Annotated in this window: 14 protein-coding genes; 3 read left to right on the top strand and 11 right to left on the bottom strand. The window is 40.9% G+C overall.

The genetic code is table 11. The features are described from left to right. Window positions 1–134 precede the first annotated feature (134 nt). Both I6E69_RS19320 and I6E69_RS19315 read right to left on the bottom strand, forming a co-directional pair. Entirely contained in the window at window positions 135–842 is a 708-nt protein-coding gene (locus I6E69_RS19320) for a winged helix-turn-helix domain-containing protein (RefSeq protein ID WP_197121988.1), read from the bottom strand. Between the two features lie 50 nt (window positions 843–892). Then, a complete protein-coding gene (locus tag I6E69_RS19315) occupies window positions 893–2,620 on the bottom strand; it encodes a DUF885 family protein (RefSeq protein ID WP_197121985.1) in 1,728 nt (575 codons plus the stop codon). A 227-nt stretch (window positions 2,621–2,847) separates the two neighbouring features. Here I6E69_RS19315 and I6E69_RS19310 point away from each other — a divergent pair, with 227 nt between their 5' ends. Both I6E69_RS19310 and I6E69_RS19305 read left to right on the top strand, forming a co-directional pair. Beyond that, window positions 2,848–3,435: a DUF4202 domain-containing protein gene (locus tag I6E69_RS19310; protein WP_197121983.1), complete on the top strand. Its 588-nt coding sequence runs from the start codon at window positions 2,848–2,850 to the stop codon at window positions 3,433–3,435. A gap of 27 nt (window positions 3,436–3,462) precedes the next feature. Continuing rightward, on the top strand, window positions 3,463–3,966 hold the full coding sequence (locus I6E69_RS19305) for a zf-TFIIB domain-containing protein (protein ID WP_197121982.1): 504 nt from the start codon (window positions 3,463–3,465) through the stop codon (window positions 3,964–3,966). A gap of 60 nt (window positions 3,967–4,026) precedes the next feature. Here I6E69_RS19305 and der read toward each other — a convergent pair whose 3' ends face one another. From der to ndk, 9 genes are all read right to left on the bottom strand, one after another. Continuing rightward, a complete protein-coding gene (gene der / locus I6E69_RS19300; RefSeq protein WP_197121980.1) occupies window positions 4,027–5,493 on the bottom strand; it encodes a ribosome biogenesis GTPase Der in 1,467 nt (488 codons plus the stop codon). 93 nt (window positions 5,494–5,586) lie between these two features. Further along, window positions 5,587–6,765 (bottom strand): outer membrane protein assembly factor BamB, encoded by a 1,179-nt coding sequence (gene bamB / locus I6E69_RS19295; protein WP_002961301.1) that lies wholly within the window; start codon window positions 6,763–6,765, stop codon window positions 5,587–5,589. A gap of 10 nt (window positions 6,766–6,775) precedes the next feature. Then, on the bottom strand, window positions 6,776–7,396 hold the full coding sequence (locus I6E69_RS19290) for a tetratricopeptide repeat protein (RefSeq protein ID WP_002961300.1): 621 nt from the start codon (window positions 7,394–7,396) through the stop codon (window positions 6,776–6,778). 19 nt (window positions 7,397–7,415) lie between these two features. After that, a complete protein-coding gene (hisS, locus tag I6E69_RS19285) occupies window positions 7,416–8,696 on the bottom strand; it encodes a histidine--tRNA ligase (protein ID WP_197121978.1) in 1,281 nt (426 codons plus the stop codon). Between the two features lie 136 nt (window positions 8,697–8,832). Next, a complete protein-coding gene (gene ispG, locus I6E69_RS19280) occupies window positions 8,833–9,951 on the bottom strand; it encodes a flavodoxin-dependent (E)-4-hydroxy-3-methylbut-2-enyl-diphosphate synthase (RefSeq protein ID WP_002961295.1) in 1,119 nt (372 codons plus the stop codon). Between the two features lie 5 nt (window positions 9,952–9,956). Next, the gene (locus I6E69_RS19275; RefSeq protein WP_002961292.1) at window positions 9,957–10,823 is read right to left on the bottom strand and encodes a RodZ domain-containing protein; all 867 of its coding nucleotides are present in this window, start codon (window positions 10,821–10,823) and stop codon (window positions 9,957–9,959) included. Further along, on the bottom strand, window positions 10,820–12,658 hold the full coding sequence (pilW, locus tag I6E69_RS19270; RefSeq protein ID WP_197121976.1) for a type IV pilus biogenesis/stability protein PilW: 1,839 nt from the start codon (window positions 12,656–12,658) through the stop codon (window positions 10,820–10,822). The genes I6E69_RS19275 and pilW overlap by 4 nt, the downstream gene beginning before the upstream one ends. Window positions 12,659–12,784: 126 nt before the next feature. Beyond that, on the bottom strand, window positions 12,785–13,915 hold the full coding sequence (locus tag I6E69_RS19265; protein WP_002961289.1) for a bifunctional tRNA (adenosine(37)-C2)-methyltransferase TrmG/ribosomal RNA large subunit methyltransferase RlmN: 1,131 nt from the start codon (window positions 13,913–13,915) through the stop codon (window positions 12,785–12,787). A gap of 170 nt (window positions 13,916–14,085) precedes the next feature. Then, the gene (gene ndk / locus I6E69_RS19260) at window positions 14,086–14,517 is read right to left on the bottom strand and encodes a nucleoside-diphosphate kinase (RefSeq protein WP_002961288.1); all 432 of its coding nucleotides are present in this window, start codon (window positions 14,515–14,517) and stop codon (window positions 14,086–14,088) included. A gap of 275 nt (window positions 14,518–14,792) precedes the next feature. Between ndk and yegQ the strand changes: the two genes are divergently transcribed. Further along, window positions 14,793–16,178, top strand: coding sequence for a tRNA 5-hydroxyuridine modification protein YegQ (gene yegQ, locus I6E69_RS19255; protein ID WP_197121974.1), 1,386 nt, complete (start codon window positions 14,793–14,795; stop codon window positions 16,176–16,178). Window positions 16,179–16,257: the final 79 nt, after the last annotated feature.

The following is a 16,257-nucleotide window of genomic DNA, read 5'->3' as shown; positions in this document are numbered from 1 at the left end:
TCGCTTTAGCATTTACTATGATGTGGCTACCAATGTGGGCTGATTGATATATGTACTACAAAGATCAACAGCCCCTAGTTATTATAAAGTTATAACCATGGTATTACCTTGGTTATAACTTTTATAAGTCATTATTATTCAATAGGTTGTGTTTTTACTTCAGCTATAAGCTGATAACCTCGCTTCATTACAGACTTTATATATTTGGGGTTTTTTGTGTCGTTGTCATTGAGGGCCACACGTAGTTTGCTAATAACTCGTCTAACTGCGGTGTCGGTTACTATTTGATTCTCCCATACATTATTGTGTAACTCTTCAAGGCTAACTATTCTTGGTTGTTGCTCTATTAAATAGCTAAGTACCTGCATGCATTTGGGCTCTAATGTGTAGAGGTTATCTTCTTTAATTAAAGACTGCTGCAGACTGTCAAAAGTGTACTCGCCAATTGTTAGTTGATTCACCCTAGTTTTATCAATGACGGATTTTGCATAATCAGGGTTAGGTTGGGTTTTATTTTCTGTCGTATTTAAGTGTTTTTTATAAAGCCGAGATACCATTATTCCGGCTAAATTCATTAAAAGCACTAGCGGGCTGAGTGGGAATGCACAGAGAAAAAGTAAATATTTAAAACCTACGTGTATATTTGGTTTATTAAGAGTCTGTCCGAATAACACGTTTAAAAGCATCCATATAATAAAATAAGGCGTAAGGGAAATTGAATCTGTTTGCTCCCCACAAACGCCATATTTTACGCCCTCTATGTAGTTTGGTGCGTCTAAACAAAAAGCATTCGCTTGGCTGCTAAATAAAATGAGTAACATAAAAATAAGTAGTTGTTTCATTAAAAAGTCCATTTAGAAAGAGGCGGCAAATAATACCGCCTCCTTGAATGTTAAATATCCGATTTTTGTTTTTCTATCCAATCGTTTATTACGTCTTCTAATACTTCCATAGGGAGTGACCCTTGGCCGATAACGGTGTCGTGAAAGCTGCGAATATCAAACTTAGCCCCGAGTTCTTTTTCAGCTTTTGCGCGCAGTTCGCGTATTTTTATTTCGCCCATTTTGTACGAAAGCGCTTGGCCTGGCCATGATATATAACGATCTATTTGATCCTCCACCGCACTTTGTGGCAAAGCAGTGTGATCTGCCAAGTAGTCAATAGCCTTTTGGCGGCTCCAACCAAAGGCATGAATACCGGTATCAACAACAAGCCTCACTGCACGCCACATTTCGTAGCCTAAACGACCAAAGTCGCTGTACGGGCTTTGATAAAAGCCGGCTTCTTTACCTAAGCGTTCGGTGTAAAGTGCCCAGCCTTCGCCAAATGCTGAGTGGCTAAGTGTGCGTCTAAACTGGGGTACATCTAACTCCATTGCAATAGCGTTTTGTAAATGATGCCCTGGTATTGCCTCATGTAAGCTAAGTGCTTCTAAATTATACAAAGGCTGTAGTTTAGGTGTTGAGGCTAAAAAATAAGTGCCGGGGGATCGGTTATCAGCAGGTGGCATATAAAACGCGCCGCGACTCGCTGAGCCTTTTATTGTAAAGGTGTTACGCGGTAAATGATTAAAGTAGGTTGGTAACTTGCCATACATTTTTTGCGTAATAAAAGCGGTTTTTTCTAGCAAGTCTTGCGCGTCTGCTGCGTAAAATTGCTCATCGGTTGCTAAAAATTCTAAAAAATCGCTGTATGTGCCATCAAAACCTACTTTATCAATAATGTTTTGCATCTGCGCTTTAATACGCGCGACTTCTTTTAAGCCTAGTTCGTGTATTTTCTTTGGTGTGGCATTGGTTGTGGTGTAGTAATTAACTGTGTATTTGTAATAATCAAGCCCGCCTTTAACGCTTGCAATACCCGGCTGTGCTCTACAGTTAGGCATGTAATCGTTTTCAAAAAAGTCGTAAAAATGCTGATAAGCAGGGACTACTTTTGAGCTGATTAAGGCCTTTGCTTTATTTTGGTATGTGGCTTTTTGCTCTGCTGTAAACGTGTTTGGTATACGTGTAAAGGGCTCGTAAAGGGCACTTTTTTCAGGTTGCTTAACAATATGCGCGCTAATGCTTTGGCTGTAATTTTCAAAGGTTTTGCAGTAATGAGTAAAGCCTGTTTTTATACCTTCTTTCATTAAATCAATATTTTGCTGATTAAAGCGCGGGTAGTCGGCAAGGCTGATTAAAAATGCGTTGTAATCGTCGGGTGTTAAAAATGCCATGTTAGCGGGGGCTTCGGCAAAATAAGTATGCCAGCCACTTAAAAAATTAACCGGAAAATACTTATCTTGATAAAGGTAGCTTTGCTGCTCTGTTTCTCGCTCATATTTAAATAAGCGGTAGTTCATTAGCTGCTCGTTGTTGAGCGTTTTTGGGTCAATGCTGGCTAAGCTTTTTAGTACGCTGTTGTTATAAGCTTGGCGCTTTGCAATGGCTTGCTCGCTCCAATTTGGCAATGTACCGTTTGGCTTCCAGCCATCTGGATCGGTACGAAAAAATATTTTTTCAGCTTTAGCGTTTTGCCAGTGGTTATCAATAATGGTTTTTAAATCAGTGTTACTGTCGGCTAAGCTCGGTAGCGATGCAACCGCTAAGCATATAGCTAGAATACTTTTTTTAAACATAGTCATCCGTTATTGGCGAGTTTGTTATTATTTATCGCGCTTTTTTATTTTAATTTGTGCTCAATATAGTACCAAGTTAACTTAATCAATGCGCTTACTTTTATAACTAGTACCTTTTGGTTTTACTTTTTGATTGAACAAATTTCACTGCGTAACTGATTGGCGTACTAGTTTATTGTTTTATCAGCGTTTAGAATGACTAAAACTTATTATAAAAAATGACCGTCATGTTTAATAAAGTAATTACCTTAATTGATGAAGCAAACAACCAAGACCCAAATACTGAGCAGCACAATGGACAAAGCTTTCCAAAAGAAAGTTTATACGCCTTGCGCATGAGCGAAATGTTAACTCGTTTTAAACCAGATGCCGATGAACTCATGCAAATTGCAGTGCGTGCACAGCATATTCAGCGTTGGAAGTCGCCACGTAGTGATTTTGAAATGAACAAACAGGGCTATCATCAGTGGCGCAGTGCACTTTATATATTTCATGCTAGCAGCGTGGTTGCGCTCATGAAGCAAGCTGGTTACGGTGAAGCTGAGCAAAACCGAGTGTACGATGCGGTCGCTAAAAAGAATATTAAACGTAACCCAGACAGCCAATTAGTAGAAGATGTAGCAAGCCTTGTATTTATTGAACATTATATGCTTGGATTTGCCAATGCAAAACCAGATTACAATGAAGAAAAATGGATTGGTATTATTCGCCGTACATGGCAAAAAATGTCAGATGAAGCGCATGAGTTTGTACTTGCAGGTAATATTACATTGCCAGAGCCCCTTGTTGGGCTTATTCATAAAGCACTTGAGTAAAAGAAAATAAATAAAAAGGAATTTTAAATGTATTGTCCTCGTAGTAATACGCCACTTGAACCTTTACTTGTTGGCGGGATTACTGTTTTTACGTCAGCGCAAGGCGGCGTATTTTTTGATAACAGCCAAATTTTTAAATTTAGCTCACCAGAGCTAAAGCATGCTCAGGTTTTACTTAAGTATTTGAGTAATTACATTGAAGGTGAGGGCGAAGTCTCATCGCGAGTAAATTGCCCAAAGTGCCCAAGTATTGTGATGATGCGCCGGTATTTTTCGCCGCTCAAAGTGGTTGAGATAGACGAATGCCCTGGTTGTGCAGGCATATGGCTTGATAGCGGCGAGCTGGCAAAAATACACGAAAACCATTTAACCCCCCGAGAGCGAAAGCTGTTAGCCCACGAAATGGCCACCAATCATGGGTTTATAACTATTAAGTCGCCAAAATCAAAGTATTACCCCAAAGCGCCTAAAAATGTTCAAGACACCACAGTTGAACGGCTGGTGCAATTAGCATTACTTAATTTTCAGTAATAAAAAACGGCGTACTAAAAAGTACGCCGTTTTTTTGTAATAGATTAACGCTTATGCAGTTTATTTATTACGGTTTTCTTTTGCAAATGCACGTATTTTACGTTTTTGCGAAAGCGTTACTTTGTTAGTACGCCCTGCAAATGGGTTATCACCTTCTCTAAATTCAATTTTGATTGGGGTGCCCATAATTTTAAGTGCTTTACGGTAGTAGTTCATCAGGTAGCGTTTGTAGCTATCTGGTAAATCGTGAACTTGGTTACCATGAATTACAATACGTGGCGGGTTATAACCACCGGCATGCGCATATTTAAGCTTAACACGACGACCACGAACAAGTGGCGGCTGGTGATCGGCTTGAGCCATGTCCATAATACGGCGAAGCATTGCGGTGCTAATACGCTTAGTTGCTGACTCGTACGCTTCATCAACCGATTCAAACAAATGACCAACACCTGTACCGTGAAGTGCAGATATAAAGTGTAAGCGTGCAAAGTCAATAAAGCCTAAACGGCGATCAAGCTCTGTTTTAATACGATCTTTTACGTAGTCGTCAAGGCCATCCCATTTATTAACGGCAATAACCAGCGAACGACCTGAGTTAAGCGCAAAACCTAATAAGCTTAAGTCTTGATCAGAAATACCATCGCGCGCATCCACAACAAGTAAAACCACGTTACAATCTTCGATTGCTTGTAATGTTTTAATTACTGAGAACTTTTCAACTACGTCACTTACTTTTTTACGCTTACGAACACCGGCTGTGTCAATTAACACATACTCTTTGTCGTTACGCGTCATTGGAATATAAATAGAATCGCGCGTTGTACCTGGCATATCATATACAATTACACGATCTTCACCCAATATACGGTTTGTAAGTGTTGACTTACCAACGTTAGGGCGACCAATAATAGCAAGCTTTACAGGTTTGTCTGAAAACGCTTGATGATCGGTATCATCACCTTCGCCTTCTTCGTAAAGGTCGATTAGTTCTTCGTCATCACCTGTTACTTCTTCATCTTGAGCAGCTAGTTCAGCAATAAGCGGCTGAAGTGTTTGTTCAAGTAATAGGGTAATACCACGGCCATGTGCAGCTGCAATGTGATGTATTTCACCTAATGATAATTGGTAAAATTCAGCACAGTTTGAATCTGCATCAATGCCGTCGGTTTTATTGGCAACAACAAAGCACTTTTTCTCTTGTTTACGCAAGTGATTAGCAATGGCTTGGTCAGCTACGGTCATACCTACACGAGCATCTACTAAAAACAGAACAATGTCGGCTTCTTCAATGGCTAGCAGAGATTGATCTGCCATTTCGATTTCGATGCCTTCTTCTGAGCCATCAATACCGCCCGTGTCTACCACGATAAATTCATAGCCATCGTAACTAGCTTGGCCATATTTTCTATCTCGTGTTAAACCTGGAAAATCGGCTACGAGTGCATCACGAGTACGTGTTAAACGGTTAAATAATGTGGACTTGCCCACATTGGGTCGCCCAACTAGAGCGATCACGGGAAGCATAAACTACCTCTTTAAAAAACAACAAAAGGCTTCGCAGTGCGAAGCCTTACAAAAAACAATTAACTATTAGCAGGTTATACTAATAGCAGTCAGTTAGTTTGGTATTTTTACCATACTAACTTCACCATCACGGGTGTATAAAATTAGCTTATCGTCGGCAACAACTGGCTCAACAAAAAAGCCTGAGCTGTCAAAGTCTTCTCGAGATACTAGCTCGCCAGTTTCTTTATTTAGCCAATGTAGGTTACCTTCTTGGTCGCCTAAAGCTAAGTGGCTACCTGCAACTGCAGGGCCTGTTAGGTACCAACCACGTAGAGCGGGTTGGCTCCAACGTTCAATACCTGAATTTTTATCTAATGCGTAAATAACACCATCGCTATCTACTAAATAAATTGTTTGTGCATCCATCGCAATTTCGCGGTAGCTGCTGTACTCACGTTTCCACACTACGTTGCCAGAGCGAATATCTACAGCAGCTAAGTTGCCGTTGTAAGCTATAGCGTAAGCGTATGGACCGCTAATAAGTGGTTGAGTGTCTACGTCAACTAGGCGTTCAAATTCTGATGCGCCTTTAGCAACCGCAATTTCTGCGCTCCATGCTGAGTAACCACTGTCTGAAATTAAAACGCTTAGCTTGCCTGTTTCAAGGCCTACTAATACACCACCGTTAGCAACAGTTGGCGAGCTTTGTCCGCGTAATGTTAGTGGTGGAACTTCTTGCTCAAAACTCCAACGCTCTTCGCCTGTATCTGGGTGAAGGGCTAACAATTTACCAGAGCCTAAATTTACAAATATTAAGCCATCGCCTGCTGTCGGTTTAGACAGTGATTCGCCTGGTACATTCTTACGCCAAACTTCTTCACCGGTTTCGCGATCTAGGGCAATAATAAAGCCGTGTTCAGAACCTATATAAATTTTACCATAGGCTTGCAAAATACCACCTGATAATTTTGCGTTACCGTTGTCAGCCCATGGCCAAAACGATAAATCTTGGCGTACATCGGTTTCCCATTTGGTATCGCCGTTAGTAAGCGAAAGCGCTTCTACTTGGCCTTCGCGGCTAGCAACATATACAGTATCTTTGTAAACAGCTGGTGTTAAACGAGAAAAGTAATGCTCTACGCCATCACCTACAGATTCTTGCCAAACAACGTCAGTTTCAAATTGGTTTACAATTTCAGGAAGTACTAGTTCATCTTCATCATCACTTGATGAACAACCCATCAGTGTTGCCATACATAGGGCAAGGGCTGCTGTTGTAAATTTTTTCATACCTAAAACCTTATGCCGCTGGGCTAGTTACTGCTAGGTCATCTAACTTAATTTGTAATAGTGGGTTACTTGTTAATCCACCCGCATCTATTGCTGCTTGGTATGCAGTACGTGCTTGATCTTTGTTACCTTGCTGTGTGTAAATGTCGCCTTTAAGCTCGGCAACGTTTGCATTGAATGCTTCAGGTAATGGTGCATTTAATGTAGTTAATGCATCGTCATAGTTAGTTTGTGCAATTTGAATTCGCGCTAAACGTGTAATCGCAATTGCTTTTAATTCTGTATTTTCAGTATTAGACACTATCCAGCTTAGCTTTTCGCTTGCTACGTCTAATTTTTTTGCTTCTACAGCGTCTTTTGCAGCAACAAATGCAGCAAGTGTTGCGTAGTTTGTATCTTTATTTTCGCTAATAAACGCATCAGCTGAAGATAATACATCATCACTTTCAACAAGCGCTGTATATGAATCTGATGCTTTTTCAGCGGTAGTAATTTGGTTTTGGTTATATGCTTTCCAGCCATATAAGCCACCAAGGCCAACAAGTATACCTAGTGCAAGTGAAATGCCGTTTTCACGGAAAAAGCGTTTAATGGCTTCTGCTTGTTGTTCTTCTGTTGAATAAATATCCATTCTTACCTCTAATGTTCGCTTAGCCGTTAATAAGCTCAGCTAATAGCGCTTTAGCTTGTTCTAATTCTAATGTGACTTGTTCTTTACGCTCGCGTAAATACTTGATGGTCACAACGCCTTTTTCTAATTCATCTTCACCAATAATCACTGCAACAAGTGCATCGCTTTTATCAGCACGTTTTAATTGTTTTTTAAAGTTGCCGCCGCCCGCATGCACCATAACGCGTAAACCCGGTACGTCTTTACGTAGTTGCGCTGCAATTGCAGGAGCTTGAATGCTTGCTTTGTCGCCCATTGCTGCTAAATATACATCAGCATTACGACGAATGTCACCTACACACTCAAGCGCTTGTAGTAATAACACTAAGCGCTCTAGACCCATTGCAAAACCAACTGCTGGCGTTGCTTTGCCGCCAAGCTGTTCAACTAAGCCGTCGTAACGACCACCAGCACATACTGTGCCTTGTGCGCCTAAGCTGTCGGTTACCCATTCAAATACGGTACGGTTGTAGTAGTCTAAACCACGTACTAACTTTTCATTAACCGTATATGAGACGCCAGCAGCGTCTAAACGTTCACATAAATTTTCAAAATGTTCTTTTGATTCAGCGTCTAAGTTTTCAGATAGTTTAGGCGCATCAGTTAAAATTGCTTGTACGTCTGGGTTTTTGCTATCAAGTACGCGTAATGGATTTGAATACATACGACGTTTTGAGTCTTCATCAAGCGCATCAATGTGTTGCTCAAGGTAGGCTACTAACGCATCACGGTAATCTGCACGCGCTTCGTTAGACCCTAAAGAATTTAGCTCTAAACGAACGTGGTCAGTAATGCCAAAGGCTTCCCATAGTTGCGCTGTTAATAAAATAACTTCTGCGTCTATGTCGGCTGTGGCAATACCAAATGTTTCTAAACCAAATTGGTGAAACTGACGGTAACGACCTTTTTGCGGTCGTTCGTGACGAAACATTGGACCCATGTACCAAAGGCGTTGTTCTTGGTTATATAGTAAGCCATTTTGGTTGCCAGCACGTACGCATACTGCGGTGCCTTCTGGGCGAAGTGTTAATAAGTCGCCATTGCGATCGGCAAAGGTGTACATTTCTTTTTCTACTATATCGGTAACTTCACCAATAGAGCGTTTGAATAAGTCGGTTGATTCTACAATAGGAAAACGAATTTCTTGATAACCGAACGATGCTACTGTCTCGCGTAAAATGCTTTCTACTTTCTGCCAAACTTGTGTATCGCCCGGCAGACAATCGTTCATACCGCGAACTGCCTGAATTTGTTTTGCCACTGATAAATCCTAAATGCTGTTTATGTGTAATAAAAAATGCTTACACAACAAGAGTGCTAAAAATTGACCCGCTATTATAGCGTTCTGGTCATAAAGGTAAACGCCAAACACCGCTGTTTGGCGCTTTATACGGTATTTATTCGACTATTTTAATATCGATAGGTGTTTGCTGCTCTTTTTGAGCAATAAAGTCGCGCACGTAGCCTTCGAGCTGGTCAACAATATTGTTGTTGTCAATACGTGCTTTTTGGCGCTCACCATTAATGTATAAACCTGAGCGACGGTTTGCACCGGCAAGGCCAATATCACTCACAAGGGCTTCACCTGGGCCGTTTACAACACAACCAATTACCGAAACCGATACAGGCTCAATAATATCTTCAAGGCGCTCTTCTAGCTGGTTCATGGTGCTTACTACATCAAACTCTTGACGAGAACAGCTTGGGCAGGCAATAAAGTTAATACCGCGCGAACGTATGCGCAGCGATTTTAAAATATCAAAACCTACTTTAATTTCTTGAACAGGGTCAGCTGCAAGCGACACTCGCAGTGTATCGCCAATACCTTCGGCAAGTAGCATACCTAAACCTACGGCTGATTTAACCGAGCCTGAGCGCATGCCGCCCGCTTCGGTAATACCTAAATGCAGTGGTTGGTCTATTTCTTTAGCGAGCAAGCGATAGGCGCCTACCGCTAAAAATACGTCTGATGCTTTTACCGATATTTTAAATTGGTCAAAATCAAGGCGGCGTAATATATCTACATGGCGCATTGCTGATTCTAATAAGGCTTCAGGTGTAGGCTCGCCATATTTTTCTTGTAAGTCGCGCTCAAGTGAGCCGCCATTTACACCAATACGAATAGGAATGTTATGCTCGCGAGCTGAATCGACCACAGCTCTTATACGCTCTTCGCTACCTATATTACCTGGGTTTATGCGCAGACAATCTACGCCGTACTTTGCCACTTTTAAGGCTATACGGTAATCAAAGTGAATATCGGCTACTAGCGGAATAGTCACTTGTTCTTTAATACTTTTAAACGCTTCAGCTGCGTCCATAGTCGGTACTGATACACGCACTATGTCGGCACCTGCATCTTGTATTGCCTGAATTTGTGCAACGGTTGCATCAACATCCATGGTGTCGGTGTTGGTCATTGATTGCACAGCAATAGGGGCGCCGTCACCAATAGGGACGTTACCTACATTGATACGGGTGGATTTTCTGCGTTTAATTGGGGATTCTGAAAACATAGCGACTACTCTGCTAGTGGTAATGTAAATTTGGCTAAACGGTTTTTAGGAAATGCAGAAACATCTACAGGTTCGCCGTTTAAAGTAATGTCTACAGCGTCATGCTTACCAAGCACAACTGAAAAAGGAGGCGTTCCGCTTACGGTCATGATGTAGCCTGCTTTTTTAACGCCGAATGCTATTTTTTCGCCTTCGCCATCGTAAATTTCAACCCAACTTTCGCCGTTAAAGTTCATAACAATTGTACTGCTAGCATCTTCTTGGCTTTCGTTGTTAGATGTAATAGGAGCCGTTTCTGTAACGGCTTCTGAGCTTGTTGATGTTTCAAGCGTATCTTTTGATTCTAATAGTGATTCGTCGTTAATTTCGGCTTGTTGCTGTTGCTGTAAAATACTGGGTTGAGCTGCTTGTCGTTCACTCATTATTGAGTTGGCAACGTTTATTTTACTGGTTTGCTCTTCAATGGGGGTGGCGTTTTGCCAAAACCATAAAGCAGATGAGCCAATAACAATCGCTAAAATTAAATAACTAAAAAACATTAAACGGCTGTCGCTTGCTTCTTTTTCTGTTCGGCGCGAAAAGCTTTGCATATTAGCGGGCTTGGTCGGCTCTGGTGGGGCCGGCATCATTGCTAATATAGGTGCGCTATCGACTTTTAATTCACGGCAATAATTTTTTATATAGCCTTTAACAAAAGTGATAGGGCCTAGTAACGCAAATTCATCATTTTCAAGGCGTTTAATTTGAAGTTCAGACAGCTTTAACGGTGCAGCAATAGTTGCGATGCTAACGTTTGCTTGCTCTCTGTGATTTTTTAGTATTTGGCCTACAGTTGGCTGTTCGCTCTGTGTTTGCGTATTTTCTTCATTCATAATGTGTATGAGTCTGGATCCACTAGTAAAAGTCTGTGCCCTGGTTTTAATGCTATATCAGGACTTAATTTATTCCATCGCATTAATTCATCAATTAATACATGCCGCTGGGTAGCTATATCGTAAAGGGAATCACCAGCTTTAATTTCGTAATAAATATTAGGATCGTTTAGGTATATTTTACTTCCATTCATTACCCGATCCGACTCTTTTAAACCATTCCATTGCAGGAGTTTTTGTAGTTTAACATTGTATCGCACCGAAATGCTAAATAGGTTTTCGCCAACAGCAATTACATGAAATGGCACGCGTAAAGGCGATACTTTAGGATTAAGCATTGGAAGCTCAGTTTTTTGCACTGCTTCGTAGCTTTTAAATTCAATATCAGCATTATTTTGATAGTTGCTGTTTTCAAAAACGGTTGTGTTTTTAGTCGCTTCGTAGAATACCACGTCGCTACTGTTTTTTTGATTTGTAACTGCAGGTGCAGAATTACTGTAGTTACTAGTTTGCTGCGAATTAAACTGGCCTGTTTTAGGCGCGCCAAACGAGATTATTGTTACCTCGTCATCGGCTTTAACCGGTTGTTTTGTCGCTATAACTTCTTTTTTAGGTTCTAAAATGGGCTGTGCTTTTTCAGGCGCTGCTACTATAGAATCTGCAGAGTCGTGCTCAGTAGTAAGTGCAAGCATAACAGCCGATGTATCGGTAGGATTGCTTGGTGCGACGACTTTAGGAGCTTCTTCTTTTTGGGTTGTTACTTGTTTTGCTATTACGGTGGCTTCGTCGGCTTGCGTACTTAGCGTATTTGGCAATGCTTGAGCTTGCTCTTCCCTTGCTATAACTGGATTTACATCTTGGTTATTTGCTGTTGCGAGCTTTTTATCTGTTTTTTGCTCGTTGTTTGTTACCAAGCTTGTTGAACCGTCCTCTGGCGAACGTTTCTTTCTAATAACTTTTATTTTTGGTTTTGAACTAACGTGCGTGCCGCTTGCGTCATTTTTTAGTTCTTTTAACTGCGCTTTACGGTATTTTTCTCGCAGTATTTCAAACTCATTAAAACGTGTTCTTTTCTCTTTTAACGCATAGGCTTCGTTGCTGGTAGAGTAAGTTTGCAAAATAGTGTTGGAAATTTTTTCAGCTTCTTCAATTCTGCCCATTCGGTTTTTTACAAGATAGCTAAGCATTAATGCGCGAGAAGATACTCGGCCCGTACTTTCATAGCGTTTTAAAAGTTCACTGGCTTTGTATAAGTCACTTTTTGCGTAATACAGTGCGGCTAAGCTAATTAATGTAGATGTACGCTGAGAGCTGTGATTAAGTGCCTGTTGAAAGTAGCTTTCTGCATTTTCAAAATCATCAAATTCAATAGCACACAAGGCTAAATTTTCGTAGCTTTCGGCAACGCGAATATAACTTGGTACTTCAATAGCTTTTAAAAATTGATCAGTTGCACGATCGTATTCATCAATACCACATAAAAACACACCGTAGTTATTGAGGGTGTTAGGATCGTCTGGCTTGATTTCAAGTGCTTTTTGGTAGGCTTTATCAGCTAGCGGGTTTTCGCCCACTTGTTGGTAGTAATAAGCAAGAGAGTAATGTACTTCAGGTAGGTCAGGAGCAAATGCTGCTGCACGTTCTAAATTGTATTTGGCTTGAGAATTATTACCCGTTTTTAAATACTGTAGGGCTAAAGCAATTCGTGTTCGTGCTGCACCAGTATTATTAACTTTATTTTCGACGACGGGTTTATTACTGCCGTTATAACTACTTTCGCTCACACAGCCACTTAGGGCAAGTGTTGATAGTGTTATAGCAAGTATAGATCGCATTACCTTATCTCTTTATTTTTAGTCCATGTCGCCTATCTTACCTAAAAGCTTTACTCTTGCATCATTTATTTAAAAATAAACAACTTAACAGCCTTATATGGCTTATTCATATAAGGCTGTTACAGATTATGCTTGGTGGATATTAACGGCAATCGCGTTATCGTCACGGATTTTCTTTTTAGCTAAGCGTTTAGTACGGTCAACTACGTCACCGACTAACTGACCGCAAGCTGCGTCAATATCATCACCGCGAGTACGGCGCACAATACAGGTTACACCTGCAGCTTGTAGTACTTTTGAAAAACGGTCGATACGGCTATTACTTGAGCGTGTGTACTCGTTACCCGGGAACGGGTTAAACGGAATAAGGTTTACCTTAGACGGTGTGCCTTTTAACGTTTGTACTAATGCATGCGCTTGGTCAGTGCTGTCGTTAATGCCATTAAGCATAACGTATTCAACAGTTACGTCTTTATTAGCTTTTGAACCGTCGATATAACGACGACACGCCGCTAAAAACTCTTCAATAGGGTACTTTTTATTAACGGGCACTAAAATATCACGCAGTGCGTTATCTGGTGCGTGAAGTGATATAGCCAGTGCTACGTCAATTTTTTCTTTTAGTAAATCAAGAGCTGGTACAACGCCTGAAGTACTTAATGTTACGCGGCGCTTAGATAAACCAAAGCCCCAATCGTCCATCATTAGTTCCATTGCTGGCACTACGTTTTTAAGATTAAGTAAAGGCTCGCCCATACCCATCATTACAACATTAGTCACTGGGCGCTTTTCGCTATGACCATCAAGGCCTATATCTTTAGCTACACGCCAAACTTGGCCAATAATTTCAGATACTTTTAAGTTGCGGTTAAAGCCTTGTTGAGCAGTAGAACAAAAAGTACATTCAAGCGCACAACCCACTTGTGATGATACACATAACGTAGCGCGCTCTTTTTCAGGGATCCAAACAGCTTCTACTTCTTGGCCGCCTTCAAGAATAAGCGCGTACTTAATAGTGCCGTCGCTTGCTTGTTGGCGAACTGTTATTTCTGGCGCTACAATTTCGCACTCAGCTTTAAGCTTTTCTTTAAGCTTTTTATTTACGTTAGTCATTTCGTCGAAGTTATCTACGCCAAAATGATAAATCCATTTCATCACCTGGTCACTACGAAACGGCTTTTCACCGAACGATGCAAATAGCTCGCGCATTGCATCTCGGTTTAAATCTAATAAGTTAATCTTTTTTTGCTCGGTCATGAAACAACCTCAATCGGTGACGGTGGAGATAAAAATTTACGAGGACGAATTGTACACAATTCACTCACTTTAATCATTAAGTAAAATATCAAAAAATGCACTTATGGATACTTTGCGTAATGACTAAAAAAGGGCCCGAAAGCCCTTTTCATTTTGTTAACGAATTCGAATTAACGAGTACGTGAACAAAGCTCTTCGTCAGCGAAGAAGTACGCGATTTCGCGAGCAGCAGATTCAACAGCATCAGAACCGTGAACAGCGTTTTCGTCGATGCTATCAGCGTAGTCTGCACGTAAAGTGCCAGCTAGTGCTTCAGCAGGGTTAGTAGCACCCATGATTTCACGGTTTTTAAGAACAGCGTTTTCGCCTTCAAGAACTGTAACCATTACTGGACCAGATGTCATGAAAGATACTAAAGCGCCAAAGAAAGGACGTTCGCTATGTTCTGCGTAGAAACCTTCAGCTTTCTCTTGTGAAAGGTGAACCATTTTAGCTGCAACGATTTTAAGGCCAGCAGTTTCGAAACGGTTGTAGATAGCGCCAATGTGGTTTTTAGCAACTGCATCAGGTTTTACGATTGAGAAAGTACGCTCTAAAGCCATCTTTATGCTCCAATAATTTTAAGTAAAAGTGTGAATATTAACGGGCGCGAATTATACGCGTTTTAAGTGAAAAATCCTAATTTTATTAAAAACCAGTTTGATTGCTGTTTTATGATCTCGATCAAATTTAAATTATTAGCCATATTTATACTGCTGCGCTTGTGTTTATGTATTTTTCAATAACACCAATTTCACTGGATTAATGCTTAATTTTTCAATCAAATTGGTAAAACTCATGCAACTGGTTTAAACCCAGTTCGATGTATGGAGCGCACATGTTACCCGTTATTTCTTCAATGCCTTTTATTCCTGAATTATTATGCCCCGCAGGCAGTTTAAAAAACATGCGCTACGCGTTTGCTTATGGCGCAGATGCGGTTTATGCGGGGCAGCCTCGTTATAGTTTGCGTGTGCGTAATAATGAGTTTGACCTAGAGACCCTGCAAATAGGCATTAGTGAGGCGCATGCGCAAAATAAAAAGTTTTATGTGGTGTCTAATATTGCGCCGCATAACGCTAAAGTTAAATCGTATCTACGTGATATAAAGCCTGTTATTGCGATGAAGCCCGATGCGCTGATTATGTCAGACCCTGGTTTAATTATGCTTGTTCGTGAAAAATGGCCTGCCATGCCAATCCACTTATCAGTACAGGCAAATGCGGTAAATTACGCGAGTGTACAATTTTGGGCAAAGCAGGGAATTGAACGGGTTATTTTATCAAGAGAGCTGTCGCTCGAAGAAATAACCGAAATACGTACACTCTGCCCAGACACCGAACTTGAAGTATTTGTACATGGCGCACTGTGTATGGCGTATTCGGGGCGTTGCTTGCTCTCTGGTTACATAAATAAGCGCGATCCAAATCAAGGCACGTGTACTAATGCATGTCGCTGGGATTACGATGTAAAACCTGGTGTTGAGAACGAAAATGGCGAAATGGTACATAAAATTGACCCCAAACAGGTGATTCCTACACTGGGTGAAGGCGCGCCAAGCAACGATGTATTTATTCTAGAGGAACAAGGTCGCCCTGGTGAGTATATGCCTGCGTTTGAGGATGAACACGGCACGTATATTATGAATTCCAAAGATTTACGCGCTGTGCAATACGTAGAGCAGTTAACAAAAATGGGGGTACATAGTTTAAAAATAGAAGGGCGTACTAAGTCATTTTATTATGTGGCGCGCACTGCACAAGTTTATCGTAAAGCAATAGACGATGCGGCTTCGGGTAAACCATTTGATACTAGCTTATTTAAAACATTAGAAAACTTGGCGCATCGTGGTTATACCGAAGGCTTTTTAAAACGCCATGCTCACCAAGATTATCAAAACTATGAATACGGTCACTCTGTATCAACTAAACAGCAATTTGTGGGTGAAGTACTTGGGCGCTGCGAAAATGGATTAGTTGAAATAGACGTTAAAAATAAATTTTGTACTGGTCACTCTTTAGAGCTTATGACACCACAAGGCAACATTACTTTTACGCTTGAATATATGGAAAACAAAAGAGGTGAAAGTATTAGCGATGCTAAAGGTTCTGGTCACATTGTAAAAATCCCGCTAGATAAGGGCATTAACTTAGATCACGCTATTTTAATGCGTAATCTAGACGCGCACCAAGATACCCGTAATCCGTTCAAAAAGGTCAGTTAGGACCCACTCTAGTAACTGCTCAAAGCTATTTTATTAAATAGAGTGACGCTGAGCAGTTATATCTTCATCTGCTATTTTT

It is taken from the genome of Pseudoalteromonas sp. NZS100, assembly GCF_015864815.1.
Taxonomy (GTDB): Bacteria; Pseudomonadota; Gammaproteobacteria; order Enterobacterales; family Alteromonadaceae; genus Pseudoalteromonas; species Pseudoalteromonas distincta.
The sequence above is the reverse complement of the archived record's forward strand: the minus strand, read 5'-3'. Positions and strand labels throughout refer to the sequence as shown.

What these genes read in the sequence shown, in the direction of transcription:
- I6E69_RS19275 (WP_002961292.1), bottom strand. Translation starts at nt 10,823, where the DNA reads ATGAATGAAGAAAATACGCAAACACAGAGCGAACAGCCAACTGTAGGC.
- I6E69_RS19310 (WP_197121983.1), top strand. Translation starts at nt 2,848, where the DNA reads ATGTTTAATAAAGTAATTACCTTAATTGATGAAGCAAACAACCAAGAC.
- bamB (WP_002961301.1), bottom strand. Translation starts at nt 6,765, where the DNA reads ATGAAAAAATTTACAACAGCAGCCCTTGCCCTATGTATGGCAACACTG.
- I6E69_RS19315 (WP_197121985.1), bottom strand. Translation starts at nt 2,620, where the DNA reads ATGTTTAAAAAAAGTATTCTAGCTATATGCTTAGCGGTTGCATCGCTA.
- ispG (WP_002961295.1), bottom strand. Translation starts at nt 9,951, where the DNA reads ATGTTTTCAGAATCCCCAATTAAACGCAGAAAATCCACCCGTATCAAT.
- pilW (WP_197121976.1), bottom strand. Translation starts at nt 12,658, where the DNA reads ATGCGATCTATACTTGCTATAACACTATCAACACTTGCCCTAAGTGGC.
- yegQ (WP_197121974.1), top strand. Translation starts at nt 14,793, where the DNA reads ATGTTACCCGTTATTTCTTCAATGCCTTTTATTCCTGAATTATTATGC.
- I6E69_RS19320 (WP_197121988.1), bottom strand. Translation starts at nt 842, where the DNA reads ATGAAACAACTACTTATTTTTATGTTACTCATTTTATTTAGCAGCCAA.
- I6E69_RS19305 (WP_197121982.1), top strand. Translation starts at nt 3,463, where the DNA reads ATGTATTGTCCTCGTAGTAATACGCCACTTGAACCTTTACTTGTTGGC.
- I6E69_RS19265 (WP_002961289.1), bottom strand. Translation starts at nt 13,915, where the DNA reads ATGACCGAGCAAAAAAAGATTAACTTATTAGATTTAAACCGAGATGCA.
- der (WP_197121980.1), bottom strand. Translation starts at nt 5,493, where the DNA reads ATGCTTCCCGTGATCGCTCTAGTTGGGCGACCCAATGTGGGCAAGTCC.
- I6E69_RS19290 (WP_002961300.1), bottom strand. Translation starts at nt 7,396, where the DNA reads ATGGATATTTATTCAACAGAAGAACAACAAGCAGAAGCCATTAAACGC.
- ndk (WP_002961288.1), bottom strand. Translation starts at nt 14,517, where the DNA reads ATGGCTTTAGAGCGTACTTTCTCAATCGTAAAACCTGATGCAGTTGCT.